Below are 16,923 nucleotides of genomic sequence, written 5' to 3'. Positions count from 1 at the left end.
CAAGATGCGGGGATATTAACGTAACGAGCGGGGAAAGTGAGGGCAACGGAAGGCGGGCCCGTAGTGGGCCCGCCGCCAGCGGTATTTACAGCATAATCCCGCCAAAGATAAAGCCGAGGATCACGCACAGCGTGATAGCGATAACGCCGGGGATCAGGAAGGCGTGGTTAAAGACATATTTACCAATGCGGGTTGAGCCGGTGTCGTCCATCTCTACCGCCGCCAGCAGGGTTGGGTAGGTCGGCAGAACGAACAGCGCCGAGACCGCGGCAAACGAGGCGATAGCCGTCAGCGGGCTGACGCCCAGCAGCAGCGCGGCAGGCATCAACGCCTTGGTGGTGGCTGCCTGCGAGTAGAGCAGCGTGGCGGCGAAAAACAGTACCACCGCCAGCAGCCATGGGTAATTGTGCAGCAGATCGCCGGCCACGGCCTGGATGTCGCTGATATGCGCTTTAACGAAGGTATCTCCCAGCCAGGCGACGCCGAGGACGCAGACGCAGGCGCTCATCCCGGACTTAAAGGTGCTGGCGTTGAGCACTTCGCCGGTGTCGATTTTACAGGTGATGCTAATCAGGGTGGCGATGGTCAGCATAAATACCACGATCGCCTCGTTACGCGGCAGCACCGGGTTCTTAATCAGGCCGACGGTATCGCTGATGGCCGTGGCGTAGAACATCACCGCCACGATGCCGATCAAAAACAGCAGAACGGAACGTTTGGCGTGCGGCTGCAGCTCAAATACCTGGCTGCCGCGCAGTCTGACTTCCCCCTTGGCCAGCCGCTCCTGGTAAACCGGATCGTCTTTCAGTTCGCAGCCGAGGAAGTTGCAGACGATAGCGGTGAGCATCACCGCCAGCAGCGTGACCGGAATACAGATGGCCAGCAGCGTCAAATAGCTAACGCCCAGCGGTTCAAGGATACCAGCGAAAAAGACCACTGCGGCGGAAATGGGCGAGGCGGTGATCGCTATCTGGGAGGCCACCACCGCAATCGACAGTGGACGAGACGGACGAATGCCTTGCTCTTTGGCAACTTCGGTGATCACCGGCAGCGTGGAGAAGGCGGTATGGCCGGTGCCAGCGAGCACGGTCATAAACCAGGTCACCAGCGGGGCAAGGAAGGTAATGTACTTCGGGTGGCGGCGCAGCATCCGTTCGGCGAGGCTGACCAGGTAATCCATCCCGCCGGCGACCTGCATGGCGGCGATAGCGGCAATCACCGCCATAATGATTTCAATAACGTCGAAGGGGATCGCACCCGGTTTAATTTGAAAAATAAGCGTCAGGACAAGGACGCCAAGGCCACCGGCAAAGCCGATACCGATGCCGCCGAGCCGGGCGCCGAGATAAATCGCCAGCAGGACAATAACCAGTTCTGCACCAAACATATATGCCTTCCTTGTTTTTTAACAAGTTGATATTGAATTGTTGTATTTTAGTAAAACCAAAAAGCAAAAAAGGCATGTCATCGCTGACATGCCTTTGAATGACTAACCTGAAAGATTACTGTTCGCTTTCATCGGTATAACGCTTTGCTTTATAAGCGGGATGCATCAGGTTTTGCGCAGAGAAAATATCATCCAACTCCGCCGCCGTCAGCAGTCCGCGCTCCAGCACCACTTCCCGTACGCTCTTGCCGGTTTCGGCACAGATCTTGCCGACGATATCGCCATTGTGGTGGCCGATAAACGGGTTGAGGTAGGTGACGATGCCGATGGAGTTGTAGACGTAGCCTTCACATACCGCTTTATTGGCGGTGATGCCGTTAACGCATTTCTCCAGCAGGTTGTAGCAGGCGTTGGTCAGGATATGAATCGACTCGAACATCGCCTGGCCGATTACCGGCTCCATCACGTTCAACTGCAGCTGACCGGCTTCGGAGGCCATGGTCACAGTGGTATCGTTGCCGATAACTTTGAAGCAGACCTGGTTGACCACCTCCGGCACCACCGGGTTAACCTTCGCCGGCATGATTGAAGAGCCAGCCTGCAGCTCAGGCAGGTTGATTTCGTTGAGGCCCGCGCGCGGACCGGAAGAGAGCAGGCGCAGGTCGTTACAGATCTTGGAAAGTTTCACCGCCAGGCGTTTCAGCGAGCTGTGAACCATAACGTACGCTCCGCAGTCCGAGGTGGCTTCAATCAGATCTTCCGCCGGGACGACCGGTAAGTTGCTTACTTCAGCCAGCTTCTGCACCGCCAGCTGTTGATAGCCGTCCGGGGTGTTGAGGCGAGTACCAATGGCGGTGGCGCCGAGGTTCACCTCCAGCAGCAGCTCCGCAGTGCGCAGAATGCTTTTGGTCTCTTCATTAAGCAGCACATTGAAGGCATGGAACTCCTGGCCGAGGGTCATCGGCACCGCGTCCTGCAGCTGGGTGCGGCCCATTTTGAGGATGTCCTGGAACTCCACGGCTTTCGCCTGGAAGCCTTCGCCCAGCTGTTTAATCGCATCGATTAACTTAAGGATGGAGGCATACACCGCAATGCGGAACCCGGTGGGGTAAGCATCGTTGGTGGACTGGCATTTGTTGACGTGATCGTTTGGGTTCAGGTACTGGTATTCGCCTTTCTGGTGGCCCATCAGCTCAAGGCCAATGTTCGCCAGGACTTCGTTGGTGTTCATGTTTACGGAGGTACCGGCCCCGCCCTGGAAGACATCGACCGGGAACTGGTCCATGCATTTGCCGTTATTCAGGACTTCGTCACAGGCGGCGATAATCGCATTTGCCGCGCTTTTGGGAATGGTCTGCAGCTCCTTGTTCGCCAGCGCGGCGGCTTTCTTAACCATGACCATGCCGCGCACGAATTCTGGTATGTCGCTGATTTTGCTGTTGCTAATGTAGAAGTTTTCAATCGCTCGCAGAGTATGAACGCCGTAGTAAGCGTCCGCGGGAACTTCCCTGGTGCCCAACAGATCTTCTTCGATACGAATGTTGTTTAACATGTGAACCTTCTTTTCAAGCTGCCAATGAATTCACCAAACACACAGAATATCCAGTATTCAGTATATTTTCTGGCCGACGATTATTTCCTTAACCGGCCCGGTGCCCAAGATCATATGCTGATGATAGCGAATATCAGTAAGCTTGATCACTTATTACATTGCGGGTATGAGAAGATTTATTAATCTGTGAAATGGGTCACCGCTTTCTTATTCCTGAGAAAAATAAGCCTTTCCGCTGATTGAAAAGCCGCTCAGCATCCCCATGTTAGTGGGATGCGATCAGCAAATTGATGATTACGGGCGCTGAACGCAGCGCCCGTTGATGAAGGAGACGCCGGTGCGTTGGATTCCGTTTATTGCCTTTTTTCTTTACGTTTACATTGAGATATCGATCTTTATCCAGGTTGCGCACGTGCTGGGCGTCTTTATGACCCTGATCCTGGTGATCTTTAGCTCGGTGGTAGGGATGTCGCTGGTGCGTAACCAGGGCTTCAAAAACTTCCTGCTGATGCAGCAGAAGATGGCCGCGGGCGAGAGCCCGGCGGCGGAGATGATCAAGAGCGTATCGCTGATTATCGCTGGTCTGCTGCTGTTGCTCCCGGGGTTCTTTACCGACTTCCTCGGCCTGCTGCTATTGCTGCCGCCGGTGCAAAAGCATTTGACGATGAAGCTGATGCCGCACCTGCGCTTCAGCCGGATGCCGGGCGGTGGCTTTAGCGCCGGTACTGGCGGCGGAGAGACCTTCGAAGGGGAATTCCAGCGCAAAGATGAGCAGCGCGACCGTCTGGACCATAAGGACGATCGCCGCGATTAACATCCCCCCGGCCCGGTCAGCAGATGCGACCGGGCCGCTTTCTTTGCAGGCCTACACGCTTCCCGTCGCCAGCTTGCGCCTGGGTAAAAACAGCCACAGCCCCGCCAGCATCACCAGCGCGTACAGGCTTTTCCAGCCGACCATCGCCAGCAGCAGCAGACAGAGAATGCTGCCCACCACTGCCAATAGCCGATAGCGACCGCGCAGCAAACGACAACCCGCCAGCATGCACAGCAGATAGATCATGATGAAAATGCCATTGGCGTAAACGATCAGCGCGTCCAGATTGATATCGAGCAGATAGATGCCAAGTGTGCTAACTACGCAGGATCCCAGCACGGCGTTGAGGGCGTTGCGCGGGATCTGCCGTGGCGACAGCCTTGCGAGGTAGCTGTGTGGCTTATGCTGCGCTTGCGACCAGACCAGGCGGGCAAAGCTTTGAATATAGATGTTGAGGCTGGCGAAACAGGCGAGATAGCCGATGACGCAGGCTACCCACAGCGCTTCGACGCCGAACAGACGGACCACGATATTCGGTAATGACGCCGCCGCCGCCATCTCCTCGCCAAAGGCGTGGAAGTGCAGCACCAGCACGGTGCAGGCCCAGTAGACCGAGCCGGCAAGCAGCAGGCCTATCATCAGCGCCCTGGGGAAATCACGCTCGGGATGTTTAAACTCCGAGGCGAGATGCGCGAAGGCTTCCAGACCGACAAAGCACCAGAACATCACCGACAGCGCCGAAAAGAGCTGCCCGCGGTCAATCTCCGCCGGGGCCGGGAAGGGGATCTGCGCCGGGCTTATCCCGCCGCGCCACCAGACTACGACGATCAGCGCCACAATCAGTACGGCAACCAACGTCTGCAGGTTGGCGCTGGAGCTGGCGCCACGCGAACCGACCCACCAGACGATGGCCAGGGTGCCCAGCTCCGCCAGCAGCAGCTGCGCATCATGCCAGCCGAACAGCGCCTGGCCAAAACCGGTGGCGATGTGCAGGGCGGCGGGGAGTCCGACCGGGATAACCGATAAAAACAGCCAGCCGGTGACGCTGGCCAGACGTGGCCCAAAGGCCATATCGACAAAGTGGGCCACGCCGCCCGCGCTGGGAAAATGGCGGCCCAGCAGGGCGAAGACGATGGCAATCGGGAAAACAAGGAGAATGAGCAGCGGCCATGCCCACAGGCTGTTATCGCCAGCGACCAGCGCCGCCAGCGCCGGGACGGCGAAGACGCCGGTACCCAGCAATGAGGTGGAAAGCAACCCAACTCCCTGTCCCAGCCCTAACTCCTGTTTTAAACCACCCATGATTCAATCCTGCGCCAGTGAAAAAAAAGAGAGTATCACAATCGCTTTTCCTTATGACCGATTGCCTGACATGGCCGCTTTTTGTGCGCCAGCGCAAAGGTAAAAATTTTTTTTAATTTTGCCCTTGAAGCCGTAAATGGCCATCCCCATCTCTCTCTGCACTAGCCGGTAAACCGCGTTCGGCCCGGCGTCACCCATAACTGATAATGACTTTCTCGAAGGAGAGCTATCAATGAGTATTCGTCCGTTACATGATCGTGTGATCGTCAAACGTAAAGAAGTTGAAACCAAATCTGCGGGCGGCATCGTTCTGACCGGTTCTGCAGCAGCTAAGTCAACTCGTGGCGAAATCATCGCTGTCGGTAAAGGCCGCATCCTGGAAAACGGGACCGTGCAGCCGCTGGACGTTAAAGTTGGTGACATCGTGATTTTCAACGATGGCTACGGCGTGAAGACTGAAAAGATCGACAACGAAGAAGTACTGATCATGTCCGAAAGCGACATCCTGGCAATTGTTGAAGCTTAATTCGCACGACCCTGAACGAATTTGAGGAATAAAAGAAATGGCAGCAAAAGACGTAAAATTCGGTAACGACGCTCGTGTAAAAATGCTGCGCGGCGTAAACGTACTGGCAGATGCAGTTAAAGTGACCCTGGGCCCGAAAGGCCGTAACGTGGTTCTGGACAAATCCTTCGGCGCGCCGACCATCACCAAAGATGGTGTTTCCGTTGCACGTGAAATCGAACTGGAAGACAAGTTCGAAAACATGGGCGCGCAGATGGTGAAAGAAGTTGCCTCTAAAGCGAACGACGCAGCAGGCGACGGCACCACCACCGCAACCGTACTGGCTCAGGCTATCGTGAACGAAGGTCTGAAAGCTGTTGCTGCAGGCATGAACCCGATGGATCTGAAACGCGGTATCGACAAAGCGGTACTGGCTGCAGTAGAAGAGCTGAAAGCGCTGTCCGTTCCGTGCTCTGACTCCAAAGCTATCGCTCAGGTAGGTACCATCTCCGCTAACTCCGACGAAACCGTTGGTAAACTGATCGCGGAAGCGATGGATAAAGTTGGTAAAGAAGGCGTGATCACCGTTGAAGACGGTACCGGTCTGGAAGACGAACTGGACGTAGTTGAAGGTATGCAGTTCGACCGCGGCTACCTGTCTCCGTACTTCATCAACAAGCCGGACACCGGTGCCGTTGAGCTGGAAAGCCCGTTCATCCTGCTGGCTGACAAAAAAATCTCCAACATCCGCGAAATGCTGCCGGTTCTGGAAGCCGTAGCGAAAGCTGGCAAACCGCTGGTCATCATCGCTGAAGACGTTGAAGGCGAAGCGCTGGCGACCCTGGTGGTTAACACCATGCGCGGCATCGTTAAAGTGGCTGCGGTGAAAGCACCGGGCTTCGGCGACCGTCGTAAAGCTATGCTGCAGGACATCGCTACTCTGACTGGCGGTACCGTTATCTCTGAAGAGATCGGTATGGAGCTGGAAAAAGCGACTCTGGAAGACCTGGGCCAGGCGAAACGCGTGGTTATCAACAAAGACACCACCACCATCATCGATGGCGTTGGCGAAGAATCCGCAATCCAGGGCCGCGTAGCTCAGATCCGTAAGCAGATCGAAGAAGCGACCTCCGACTACGATCGTGAAAAACTGCAGGAACGTGTCGCTAAACTGGCTGGCGGCGTAGCAGTAATCAAAGTCGGTGCGGCTACCGAAGTTGAAATGAAAGAGAAAAAAGCACGCGTCGACGACGCCCTGCACGCAACCCGTGCTGCGGTTGAAGAAGGCGTGGTGGCTGGCGGCGGCGTAGCGCTGGTTCGCGTTGCGGCGAAACTCGCTGGCCTGACCGGTCAGAACGAAGATCAGAACGTCGGTATCAAAGTTGCGCTGCGCGCAATGGAAGCGCCGCTGCGTCAGATCGTGTCCAACGCCGGTGAAGAGCCGTCTGTTGTGGCAAACAACGTGAAAGCTGGCGACGGTAACTACGGTTACAACGCAGCAACTGAAGAATACGGCAACATGATCGACTTCGGTATCCTGGACCCAACCAAAGTCACCCGTTCTGCACTGCAGTACGCGGCTTCCGTGGCTGGCCTGATGATTACCACCGAGTGCATGGTGACCGACCTGCCGAAAGGCGACGCGCCTGACTTAGGTGCTGCTGGCGGTATGGGCGGCATGGGCGGTATGGGCGGCATGATGTAATCGTGCGCTCTACGGCATAAAAAAGCAGAAACCCCTGGCCAGCAATGGCTGGGGGTTTTTCTTTTGGCGCGCTTTTTAGTATAAGGCTTATACATAAAAATCATTTAAGCTGCATCAGAGCGGCAAGCACCTCTGTTTCGGGCGTGAACTGACAAGCGCGACCGGGGAGGAAATGAACGCGGCTCATGCCGACGCAGTTTGAAGGATGACAGATTTACATCCGGGCCAGTGCGTCCAGCTCATCGATCATGGGGAATAACATGCAGGTAAAATATTTAGCAGGGATTGTCGGCGCAGCCTTACTGTTGGCAGGTTGCAGTTCCAGCAATGAATTAACCTCTGCCGGCCAGAATGTGCGCTTCGTGCAGGAGAAGCCGGGCGCAGAGTGTCAGCTGTTAGGGACCGCGACGGGTAAACAGAGCAACTGGCTCTCCGGCCAGAATGGCGATGAGGGTGGTTCCATGCGCGGTGCGGCAAACGCCCTGCGCAACCAGGCGGCAGCGATGGGCGGCAACGTGATTTACGGCGTCAGCAGCCCGACGCAAAACCTGCTGTCGAGCTTTGTGCCTACCGACAGCGAAATGAACGGCCAGGTTTATAAGTGCCCGAACTGATGCGTGACGCCTCTCTCCGCGAGCGCAGAGAGAGGCGTGGTCGTTAGATGAGGATCAGGCGCTAAGCTCCGCTTTCTTTTCAAGGTAGAAGGCGTGTAGGGGACGCAGGCATTCTTCCAGACTGAGCATTCTTCCCGGCTGGGAAGGGATGATAGTACTGAAGATCTGGCATGGCGCCAGCTCCGCGTGCATCGCCTTGAGCTTGGGGCTTTTCTCGATAATCCGCGTCACAACGTTGTTTTCCAGTTCCGACAAATGCGGCGCGCTGGTTTTCACCACCGCCCCGGAGACAATTTTCTTGCCTTCGTCTGTCTCGCAGCAGTACAGCACGCCCAGATAATGAGAAAATAGGTTTAGCTTCCAGTCTTCCTGAGTGTGTTGCTGGTAGTCAATATTCGGCTGGGTAGTCAAGTCGACAGTGTAGCACATTAAAAAATCCATATTTGAACTTAAATACTTCAAAACCTCTTGATCATTGATTGTTTTCAATGCTTGTTGAACACCCGCGAGTAATGCCTCTACCTGCCTGTCTTCAATACATAATGTGCAGATTTGCTCATTCTGGAGAACCAGAATGAGAGTCGATTCAGTCTCGCCTGGTTTAAGCGTAATCGACATAATACGCCGCTCAGGATTCGGCTGCTGAATCTCCGCCATCTCTACGGCAGGGATGTTAGCGATCAGCGATTCATTATAAGCGATAAGCTCTTCTTTATAGGTTTCCCCTTGTTCGTGTAATCGCTTATACGTCACAAGCAGACGATTTTGAAGTATGAGAAGAAGATCGAGTAGTATGGGCGCTTGTAGATAGTATTGCTGACAGGGGCCATTTTGCTGCTTTATTTTTAACAGCAGCGCCAGAAAGCGGTCTTCAAAGGTAATACCTGCAGTATTAAATCCAATAAACGTTCCTTGCATAAGTTTCTCCTTTTAAGCTGGCGAGAGGGTCTTTGTCTGCGACAGGTCGATAACGCGATCGGCAGAGGCAATCGTCGATGGCCGGTGAGCGACAATAATCCTGGTGATGCTTAATGCTGAAATAGACTGATTTATCACCGACTCATTTTTTAAGTCGAGATGGCTGGTTGCCTCATCCATAAAAAGAATACTTGGTCTACGATAAAGAGCGCGAGCGATCAGAATACGCTGCTTTTGCCCACCTGAAATTCCCAGTCCTAGCTCGCCGACTATGGTTTCATAGCCCATCGGCATCTTGATGATCTCATCGTGAATATTGCAGCGTTTGGCGCATTCCATCACAAAATCAATATCGGCGTTATCTTCGAAGCCGCTGATATTATCGATAAGCGACCCAGAGAAAAGGCGGTCCTCTTGCAGTACGCAGGCGATACCAAGACGATAATTATTGAGACCAATTTTGGTGATATCGAGATTATCGGCTAACACATCACCGCTGGTGGGCGACAACAGACCGCACATCACTTTTAATAACGTAGTTTTACCGACGCCTGAAGGGCCGACAAGTGCTACGGACTCACCGGGTTCTACGGTTATATTTAAATTAGAAAAGATCGGCTGAGAAAACGGATCATATTGATAGCACAAATTTTTGACTTCCAGTTTGGCACCCGAGTCTGCAGAAAAAACCTCTCTTGTGGGAAGCTCCTGTTCCGGTTCGCTGAAAACGATCTCTGACAGACGTTCGTTATGTAGGGAGAGCATTCGCAGTTGCATACAAAGATCGACCAAACTAGAAGCGCGTTGTGAAAATTGACCACGATAGGCGTTAAACGCCATAAACATACCAAGGGTCATATTATTATCAATAACCATAATCGCGCCAAGCCAGAGCACGGCGACCTGATCGATAGCAGTAATGAAGGTATTGATCCCACTAAATAGCATATCGAAACGAGTTTGTTTGATTCCAGCGTTGCAGGCTTCGATATTTATATTAAGCCAATGCTGGGACCGACGTTCTTTCAAGTTTAATGCCTTGATGGTCGAGATACCGTACAATGACTCCATAAAATGCGAACTGGAGCGAGCACCTTTGATTACCTGCTCTTCTGCTACACGACGATAGAATCGATAAGTTGCAAAACGCATAATTGCGTAGCATAAAGTAAAGCCAACTACGACCCAAGTTAGCCAGCCACCATACAAAGTTAGCATGATCAGCAGACCGATGGTCATGATTGAGTCAATAATGCCGCTGACGATACTGTTAGTAAACGTCGAGCGAATGGTATCCAAAGAGGAAAAACGCGACTGGATATCTCCTAAATGACGCTTTTCAAAAAAGGATAGTGGCAGACTGGCCAGATGATCGAAAAGCGTGGTTTTCCACTGGATACTTGTCAGGGTATTCAGCGTTAAGGACGTCCAGGCGCGGAGCATACTGATGAAGGTGCGAAATAGTGTAAAAAAGACCAGGCCAATGCATATAACTGATAGCAGGCTTTGGTCGTGCGCCATAATCACATGGTCGGTAACCAGTTGAGTACCTATCGGGAGTAGTAAGCCGATGGCTTCCACGACCACGGAGAAGGCAAAAATTTTCAGCAGCGCTGATTTTAAGCCTACTATATTGCGCATTAGATCCAGCAGACGAAGGCGGGACTTAGCCTTTTCCTGCTGGAAGTTCTGATCGGGCCAAAGCTCTAAGGCAACGCCAGTAAAATAATTGGACATCTCCTGGATGCCGATAATACGCTTACCCAGCGCTGGATCGTGTACGATAAAGCTGGATTTGCGAACTTTAGTCAGCACCACATAGTGGTTCATGCCCCAGTGGAGTACACAGGGCAACTTGAGCTGGCGTATTTCATCCAAGTCTAACGACAGCGCACGGCTTTTTAACCCAGCATGCTCCGCTGTTTTGCTTAAGGACATCAGTGTCACGCCCTGTGAAGGACTACCAAAACGCTGCCGGAAATTAAACAGGTCAATATCCAAGCCGTAATGACCACAAACCATGGCCAGACAGGCAATGCCGCACTCAGCGGCTTCCGATTGCAATATAACTGGCGTTTTCTTTAGGAGAGAAAAGTTAACTTTCGCGATGATCTTTTCAAATAGTTCATTAGTCATTGACAGGGCCGCTCACGCTTTGAGAAATTTTATAAACTGGTGTAAACATCCACATATAAAGCGGGCGTTCTTCAAGGAATACCACTGCTTGTGCTTTTAATCCATTTGAAAGAGAAAGTTCTTTTCCATCGTAATTAAATTTTTTATCCCTTATTTTGACAATTGCCTTATATAATGCAAGTTCTTGTTGATTAGTGCCATCATTGACATTGGTATATTCTGACATTTCCTGTCGTGAGGCAGGAAGTGATGAGATAGAAATGATCTCACCAGGGAACTGTCCGAACTTATCGGAAGGGAATGCATCATAACGAATATTTATTGTGTCGCCGACTTTAACATAAGGAATGCTGTTGTTAGGTAGCCAAAGTATGAGATAATACTCGATGTTACCAATAGGTTTGATTTGGGCAAGACTACTGCCTTTATCAACCATTTGGCCTTTAGTGACGGCTAATGATTCAATGCGTCCTTCCGTTGTTGCCTTAATGATAATATTTCCGTTAGCGTTTGATTCTACTAGTTGATTTTTATAATCATTTGTCTGATTATATTGCGATGATATTTGATTATCAAAATCGGCAGCTTTAGTAACTTTATCACTGCTTAACTGTGTAAGCTGAGTTTCTAGTTGCATCTTTTGGCTTATCAATGACTGATAGGCGCTTTGCTGTTGAAAGTACAACGAATGTTGGTAATTGTATTGATCTTTTGTAATTAACCCCTCCTTAAGGTATTTATCATAACTGGACAGGTTTTCATGCATTTTGCTTAAGCCTTGTTGCGTATTGGCCAGCATACGTACAGTTTCGTTAAGAGAGTTTCTGGCATTTTTAAGCTGGGCATCCAGTGCAATTAGTGTTTCGTTTTTATTATGAGTTAGTTTTTTTATAATAGCTTCGGAGTTGGCTATCTTTTCATTGATTACCTCAATCTGTGCTGCACTGACATTACCTGTTGTGGTATTTCTAGATACATCAAGCTCATAAAGCGTCTGTCCTTTTTTGACAACGTCTCCAATTTGAACATACTGATTGACGACAAACCCTTGTTGCGGAGAGAAAACGTTTACGGAGTGAGGGAGAGTGATAACCTCGCCTTTGACATCAATGCGTTGTGTAAATTTACAGAATATAAGGGCGCAGATAAGAGCGCAGAGAAATAAAAGAGATAAACATGTAACTAGCCATGCAGGCAAGCCAGCCAGCAATAGCGCTTTCCCTTTCCAGTGCAACTTCTTATAAGCTATCGCTTCCTTGCGATAAATACTATTAGTCATGAGTGTTCACAGTATCAACGGTTAATTCAAAGGCTCATAAATGAGCCTTTGAATATATAGTAATCTTAATAATCAAATGAAAATTAAGAACTCTTAGTGGCTCCATGGCACAAAGGAGCCATCGATAATGCCCAGCATGGCTTGCATGGACTCATTCACGGATGCCTCCCAGCCCAAAGCTGCATAGCCAACCGCGCCGCCAATAGCTCCCATGATTGTTCCCCAGACAGCGCCAACCGCGTTACCAAGTAAACCAAAACCTAAAAGACCACCATTAGCGCCGGATTGAGTACCGCCCCAAAGCAGGCCATAGACCCCCCATGTGATAGCTCCCAGGGCGGCTGATGCAGCTGCTTCTACACCATTACTTACCAGACTGGTGACGGTTGATTGGATTGAGGAGAAATCCCAGCTATAACCCCCGGAAATGGTATCCATTTCAAATACAGTTAATTCTTTCACGCAATAATTCCTTTTGTTGGTAAAGTTATGATCTAATAAAATAATGACATTTATCGAGTCTGTAGATTATTTCCAAACGACAAAGGTGCCATCAACTAAACCTTGTGCGCCAGCTTCGATAATTGCCATGGTCCCGTCCCATCCCCAGGCCAGACCACATCCTGCGCCGAGGATTGCACCACCGACTAAGCCTACAAACATCCCGACGAGGTTACCAAAGAGGCCAAATCCCAGGACGCCGCCATTTGCCCCAGCCTGTGTACCGCCGACAAAGGTGCCAAAGACGGCCGCCAGAGTTCCCATGGTGGCAGCAGAAACCACTGCTTCAACGCCATTACTTACGAGACTGGTGATGCTGGATTGGATGGAGGAAAAATCCCAAGAATAGCCACCAGAGATGGCCTCCATTTCGAAAACAGTCAATTGCTTCATTAATATATCCTTTATTGATGAAATTATATTTCGTATTACAAGTAGGCTTAATATAAGCCGGGGAGGAATTTAAGTGAGAGACCTGAAGAGATCAATAGCATCCTATGTGAATTTTATGTGATTTCATTAATCATTTATAGTGTCATCATGAGGACTATAAAGCAAAGGAGATGCATGATATTAAGCTATGCACCCCCTCAATACAAAGTTATTATTCTTCCTGAATAACAACTTCCATCATTCCTTTAACAAGCCCCATCGTAACATCGTTACTGTTATCACTTTGGCGATAATAGTCGGCGGTTAGGTTGATGGTTTTGTTAAGATCGTTGCTAGTGTTTATTTTATAATTGTAATTATCGGTATCATAGAAAACAACAGGACTACCTGAAAGTTTGAATATAATACCCACGTTATTTGCTGCATCACTGCCGGAAAGCATATTATCGACAATACCATTCCCTGAAGCGCTTATTCCTCCAACAGGATTAAACCAATAGATGAGAGTATTGCCAACGGAGTCATTCGGGCAACTAATATTCATGGCAATAGTTTTCTCCGACGGAGTTGTTGCACCACGGGAAAGTGACATCAATTTTCCTTTGTCTATACGATTCAGCGTGATTTGCGATCGTGGTGTGGAGATATTACAAGATGTTGTGCGGTAATTAATATTTTTAATAGAGATAGAGGTTACAGCGTATAATAGTCTGTCATTGGCAACAGGGTTTGTTTTTAAATTCCCTACCGAGAACGAAACTGAGGGGTTAGATGTTGACTTGGTGCTCGTATCAATCACCGTCTTAGTTTTGATTAACCATACCGTAATAAATTGGTAATTATTTTCAGATGAGCTTGTTATTGGTACCAAGGTTGAACCTGCCTCGGCGGCGATCAATGAACCATTTTTACTACGTAACAGATCGGAGACCTGAAACCCAATCCCATCAATCCCCGTTTCATAAACCGGACCACCCTGAACACCGGTAACACCAGGAACAACGGCAGCCCCGACGTCAATAATATATTGGTCATCGGTGTTTTTATTACAGGTAAATGTTTTATATGCGCCAGTACCAAATTTATGAGTATGTAACACGCTACCTACCGGAATGGAAGCATCTGTTGGTATTTTAATATTGGTCAGCGTTAAGCCTTGACGCTTGGTATTGCCTTTATAGGTACAATTGGTAGCAGCTTGGCCGCCAAGCATCAGCAACGTTATTAAAATAACTATTTTTTTCATTAAAATATTCCCCTGTGAATGACTAACGGCAAATCGTTTCGATTTGCCTGATGCCAGACGCTTTGCCTTCCCTGGTCGGTAAAGTAAATGAAGCATTGCACTGCTGCGCGGCGCTTTTGCCCCACTGGACGTTAAGGATCCCGGTCTGCTGCAGGCCAGACATATAAACCATACCAGCGTCGCTGACGATACTTGGCTGCGATTTGCTGTCGCCGACGAGTAGGACCATCGCGCCATAAGGCACATCCTGCCCACTGGCTGTTTTCAGGTGCACAAAGGCCCGCTGGCCGATATTGCCGTCATAGCTTGCACGCACGATGGCGCCACGCGTCGGAACAACACTCTTGGTGGTTTCTGGCAGTTCCATATCTTCACCAAGCGTGGTGCTGTCGAGCGTGATATCGGTGCGACGATAAGGCGTAACATACGGGACGATGGCGTAGCCGCGATAGTCGGTGGAGATGGTGTTATCGTTGGCCAGCCTGACGTCATCTAGCCCTGGTGCTTTAACCAGCACGGCAGCGTCGGTGATATCCTGACCCAGCGTAATTCCATCGGCATGGGCAAGGATGCTGCCGTTGGCGCCGTAGTCGATACGTTGGCTGTTATTGTCATAGCTATAGCCGGCATTAACGCTACCGCGGGCACCGTTATAGGTTGCGCGCATATCGCCGCTGTAGTATTCGCGGTTGCTGTACCCTTGATGTAGGCTCCATTCCAGACTGTCGTTCTCCAGCGCATTACCACCGATGGATACAGACTGATCGGTAGACCCCGGGTTGCTGTTAGTTAATTGATAGCTGGTGTAAGTGCCCGGTAGCCAGTTGCTCAGTGGCAGCGTTACGGTCAGAGTGATGCGCTGATCGTCCTGAGCATCCTTACCAGAGTTATCTCCGCTCCAGGTGTAGCGGTTATAGCTGTAGCCGAGGTAGTAGTTCACATTACGGAAACCGCCGTTGTATCCTACGCTAATTGATTTGTTGGTACGCTTATCATCCCAGTAATCTTCAATCAATCCGCTTATCGACAGGCTACCGAGGCCTTTACCCAGGCTTTGGTTCAGCGTCAGGTTGGTACGGTTGCGTAGCGAACGAGAGGTATAACTGCCGTCATTAGAGTAGCTATCCAGTACTTCGGAAAGCGTATTAAACCCGCGAGTAGAGTAGCGATAGCCGGCGATGGTGACGTTGGTGCCGGTTTCGACAATGTTTTTCCCGTAACGAACTCGCCAGGACTGTCCGGAAGTCTTTTCATCCTCTTTCTTTTTTGACCAGGCTTGGGTGACGTCTGCCGAGGCGGCGCCCAGTTCACCAAGGTTATAGCCAAGCCCTGTCGACAGCGCCTGATATCGCGAAGCCGCCTGCATGCCGCCATATAGCGTCAGGCTGCTGGAGACGCCGTAGGTCGCGGTGGCTTGGGTAAACGGCGTTTCATCGACTCCGCCATCGTACGGGCGATATTTACCAGATGTGATCTCATATTCCAGCTGATCCTCACGGACCATCACCGGCAGGGTGGCGAACGGCACGACAAATTCTTGTTTCGATCCGTCGGATTCCTCCACTGTGACGTAAAGGTCGCCGCTACCGCCGCTCGGGTACATATCGGTGATTTCAAACGCCCCGGGAGCGACATAGGTCTGGTATACCTGATAGCCGTTTTGTTTAATGATGACGCGGGCATTGGTTCTGGCGATACCGCGAATAATTGGCGCATAGCCGCGCATACTTTCCGGCAACATCGTCGTATCGGTGGCCAGCTGAATACCGGTAAACGGCACGCTGTCGAAGATACCGTTGAGCGATGAACTCTCACCCATCACAAGGTTACTATTGATGGAGCGGATGCTGCGCTGCATATAGAGATAGGCGGAATCCCAGTCCCCGGCACCGCTGTTGTTTTTATTCCAGGTGCTGAGGTTACGGATGCGCCACGGGCCAACGTTGAGGCCGGACTGCAGATTCAGACTGTAGTATTCATCATTGGCCTGCATGTCGTTTGAGCCGCTGAACTGATAGTTCACCAATAACGCGTTGATGCCGTCATCAAACTGATCCGGTGGAATATATCCCTGTGCGGTGGTGGATAAGGCCGCCTGCGGAATAGAGATATTTAAGCGCTGGGCGGTAAAGTCAAAATCTGCTTTGGTGTCAGGAATGACAGAAAAGTTTGCACAGCCGTTTTGATCCTCGGCTAACTCTGGAAAGGCTTTTATCCTTACGCCATATTCCGCGAGTGCTTTTAGACTCAGGCAGGGAACCAGAGCGGGTTCGCGGTTATCGCTGCTGGCGCGATTGTTGGCGACAAACTTTATGGTCCTGGTGTCCAGGTAGCGGCCATTAAACATAATATCGACCCGATAATCCCCTGGCGCCTGCGCGTTCTGAGTCTGAAATATGGATAAATCGGGAGTGGTTGATGGATCGCTACCATTCAATGAGCTAATGAATGAGGGATCGAAAAAGTCACGTGCTTGCGCTTTATTATTCAAACCAGAAAGCAATGCCGAAAGCATTGCGATAAAGACAGTGGATAGTTTGAATAATCCATTATTCTTATTTGGCATAGACA

14 protein-coding genes are annotated in these 16,923 nt (G+C 50.8%); 4 read left to right on the top strand and 10 right to left on the bottom strand.

Translation table 11 applies throughout. The annotated features are described in order from the left end of the window. Positions 1–85 precede the first annotated feature (85 nt). The gene (locus KB892_RS23495; protein WP_002885423.1) at positions 86–1,387 is read right to left on the bottom strand and encodes an anaerobic C4-dicarboxylate transporter; all 1,302 of its coding nucleotides are present in this window, start codon (positions 1,385–1,387) and stop codon (positions 86–88) included. 115 nt (positions 1,388–1,502) lie between these two features. Further along, entirely contained in the window at positions 1,503–2,939 is a 1,437-nt protein-coding gene (gene aspA, locus KB892_RS23490) for an aspartate ammonia-lyase (RefSeq protein ID WP_002885424.1), read from the bottom strand. Positions 2,940–3,276: 337 nt separating this feature from the next. Here aspA and KB892_RS23485 point away from each other — a divergent pair, with 337 nt between their 5' ends. Further along, on the top strand, positions 3,277–3,753 hold the full coding sequence (locus KB892_RS23485) for an FxsA family protein (protein WP_002885425.1): 477 nt from the start codon (positions 3,277–3,279) through the stop codon (positions 3,751–3,753). Between the two features lie 51 nt (positions 3,754–3,804). Here KB892_RS23485 and yjeH read toward each other — a convergent pair whose 3' ends face one another. Next, a complete protein-coding gene (gene yjeH / locus KB892_RS23480; RefSeq protein WP_002885426.1) occupies positions 3,805–5,055 on the bottom strand; it encodes an L-methionine/branched-chain amino acid transporter in 1,251 nt (416 codons plus the stop codon). A gap of 232 nt (positions 5,056–5,287) precedes the next feature. Between yjeH and KB892_RS23475 the strand changes: the two genes are divergently transcribed. The 3 genes from KB892_RS23475 to KB892_RS23465 all read left to right on the top strand — a co-directional run bounded on the left by KB892_RS23475 (position 5,288) and on the right by KB892_RS23465 (position 7,879). Further along, a complete protein-coding gene (locus tag KB892_RS23475; protein ID WP_004152420.1) occupies positions 5,288–5,581 on the top strand; it encodes a co-chaperone GroES in 294 nt (97 codons plus the stop codon). Positions 5,582–5,618: 37 nt separating this feature from the next. Continuing rightward, positions 5,619–7,265 (top strand): chaperonin GroEL, encoded by a 1,647-nt coding sequence (gene groL / locus KB892_RS23470; protein WP_002885441.1) that lies wholly within the window; start codon positions 5,619–5,621, stop codon positions 7,263–7,265. 260 nt (positions 7,266–7,525) lie between these two features. Beyond that, a complete protein-coding gene (locus KB892_RS23465; protein WP_004152419.1) occupies positions 7,526–7,879 on the top strand; it encodes a DUF4156 domain-containing protein in 354 nt (117 codons plus the stop codon). A 54-nt stretch (positions 7,880–7,933) separates the two neighbouring features. On the opposite strand, the gene yjeJ is transcribed toward KB892_RS23465, so the two are convergent. The 7 genes from yjeJ to KB892_RS23430 all read right to left on the bottom strand — a co-directional run bounded on the left by yjeJ (position 7,934) and on the right by KB892_RS23430 (position 16,918). After that, complete coding sequence (yjeJ, locus tag KB892_RS23460; protein ID WP_002885443.1) at positions 7,934–8,797, bottom strand: YjeJ family protein; 864 nt, start codon at positions 8,795–8,797, stop codon at positions 7,934–7,936. Between the two features lie 12 nt (positions 8,798–8,809). Beyond that, complete coding sequence (locus tag KB892_RS23455; RefSeq protein WP_002885444.1) at positions 8,810–10,933, bottom strand: peptidase domain-containing ABC transporter; 2,124 nt, start codon at positions 10,931–10,933, stop codon at positions 8,810–8,812. Beyond that, complete coding sequence (locus KB892_RS23450) at positions 10,926–12,212, bottom strand: HlyD family secretion protein (protein WP_004146704.1); 1,287 nt, start codon at positions 12,210–12,212, stop codon at positions 10,926–10,928. The genes KB892_RS23455 and KB892_RS23450 overlap by 8 nt, the downstream gene beginning before the upstream one ends. Positions 12,213–12,305: 93 nt before the next feature. Next, entirely contained in the window at positions 12,306–12,674 is a 369-nt protein-coding gene (locus KB892_RS23445; RefSeq protein WP_002885447.1) for a hypothetical protein, read from the bottom strand. A 66-nt stretch (positions 12,675–12,740) separates the two neighbouring features. After that, entirely contained in the window at positions 12,741–13,106 is a 366-nt protein-coding gene (locus tag KB892_RS23440; protein WP_002885449.1) for a hypothetical protein, read from the bottom strand. A 211-nt stretch (positions 13,107–13,317) separates the two neighbouring features. Then, complete coding sequence (locus KB892_RS23435) at positions 13,318–14,352, bottom strand: fimbrial protein (RefSeq protein WP_004220000.1); 1,035 nt, start codon at positions 14,350–14,352, stop codon at positions 13,318–13,320. A 22-nt stretch (positions 14,353–14,374) separates the two neighbouring features. Next, complete coding sequence (locus KB892_RS23430) at positions 14,375–16,918, bottom strand: fimbria/pilus outer membrane usher protein (RefSeq protein ID WP_004199140.1); 2,544 nt, start codon at positions 16,916–16,918, stop codon at positions 14,375–14,377. Positions 16,919–16,923 lie beyond the last annotated feature (5 nt).

The sequence above is a fragment of the Klebsiella sp. P1927 genome, assembly GCF_018204675.1.
In the GTDB taxonomy this organism is placed as follows: domain Bacteria; phylum Pseudomonadota; class Gammaproteobacteria; order Enterobacterales; family Enterobacteriaceae; genus Klebsiella; species Klebsiella pneumoniae.
This window is presented reverse-complemented; position numbering and strand designations above follow the sequence as displayed.

Bases quoted from the DNA above. Each gene is read 5' to 3' on its own strand.
- KB892_RS23465 (WP_004152419.1), top strand. From the start codon at position 7,526: ATGCAGGTAAAATATTTAGCAGGGATTGTCGGCGCAGCCTTACTGTTG.
- KB892_RS23440 (WP_002885449.1), bottom strand. From the start codon at position 13,106: ATGAAGCAATTGACTGTTTTCGAAATGGAGGCCATCTCTGGTGGCTAT.
- KB892_RS23450 (WP_004146704.1), bottom strand. From the start codon at position 12,212: ATGACTAATAGTATTTATCGCAAGGAAGCGATAGCTTATAAGAAGTTG.
- groL (WP_002885441.1), top strand. From the start codon at position 5,619: ATGGCAGCAAAAGACGTAAAATTCGGTAACGACGCTCGTGTAAAAATG.
- aspA (WP_002885424.1), bottom strand. From the start codon at position 2,939: ATGTTAAACAACATTCGTATCGAAGAAGATCTGTTGGGCACCAGGGAA.
- yjeJ (WP_002885443.1), bottom strand. From the start codon at position 8,797: ATGCAAGGAACGTTTATTGGATTTAATACTGCAGGTATTACCTTTGAA.
- KB892_RS23455 (WP_002885444.1), bottom strand. From the start codon at position 10,933: ATGACTAATGAACTATTTGAAAAGATCATCGCGAAAGTTAACTTTTCT.
- KB892_RS23495 (WP_002885423.1), bottom strand. From the start codon at position 1,387: ATGTTTGGTGCAGAACTGGTTATTGTCCTGCTGGCGATTTATCTCGGC.
- KB892_RS23435 (WP_004220000.1), bottom strand. From the start codon at position 14,352: ATGAAAAAAATAGTTATTTTAATAACGTTGCTGATGCTTGGCGGCCAA.
- yjeH (WP_002885426.1), bottom strand. From the start codon at position 5,055: ATGGGTGGTTTAAAACAGGAGTTAGGGCTGGGACAGGGAGTTGGGTTG.
- KB892_RS23475 (WP_004152420.1), top strand. From the start codon at position 5,288: ATGAGTATTCGTCCGTTACATGATCGTGTGATCGTCAAACGTAAAGAA.
- KB892_RS23430 (WP_004199140.1), bottom strand. From the start codon at position 16,918: ATGCCAAATAAGAATAATGGATTATTCAAACTATCCACTGTCTTTATC.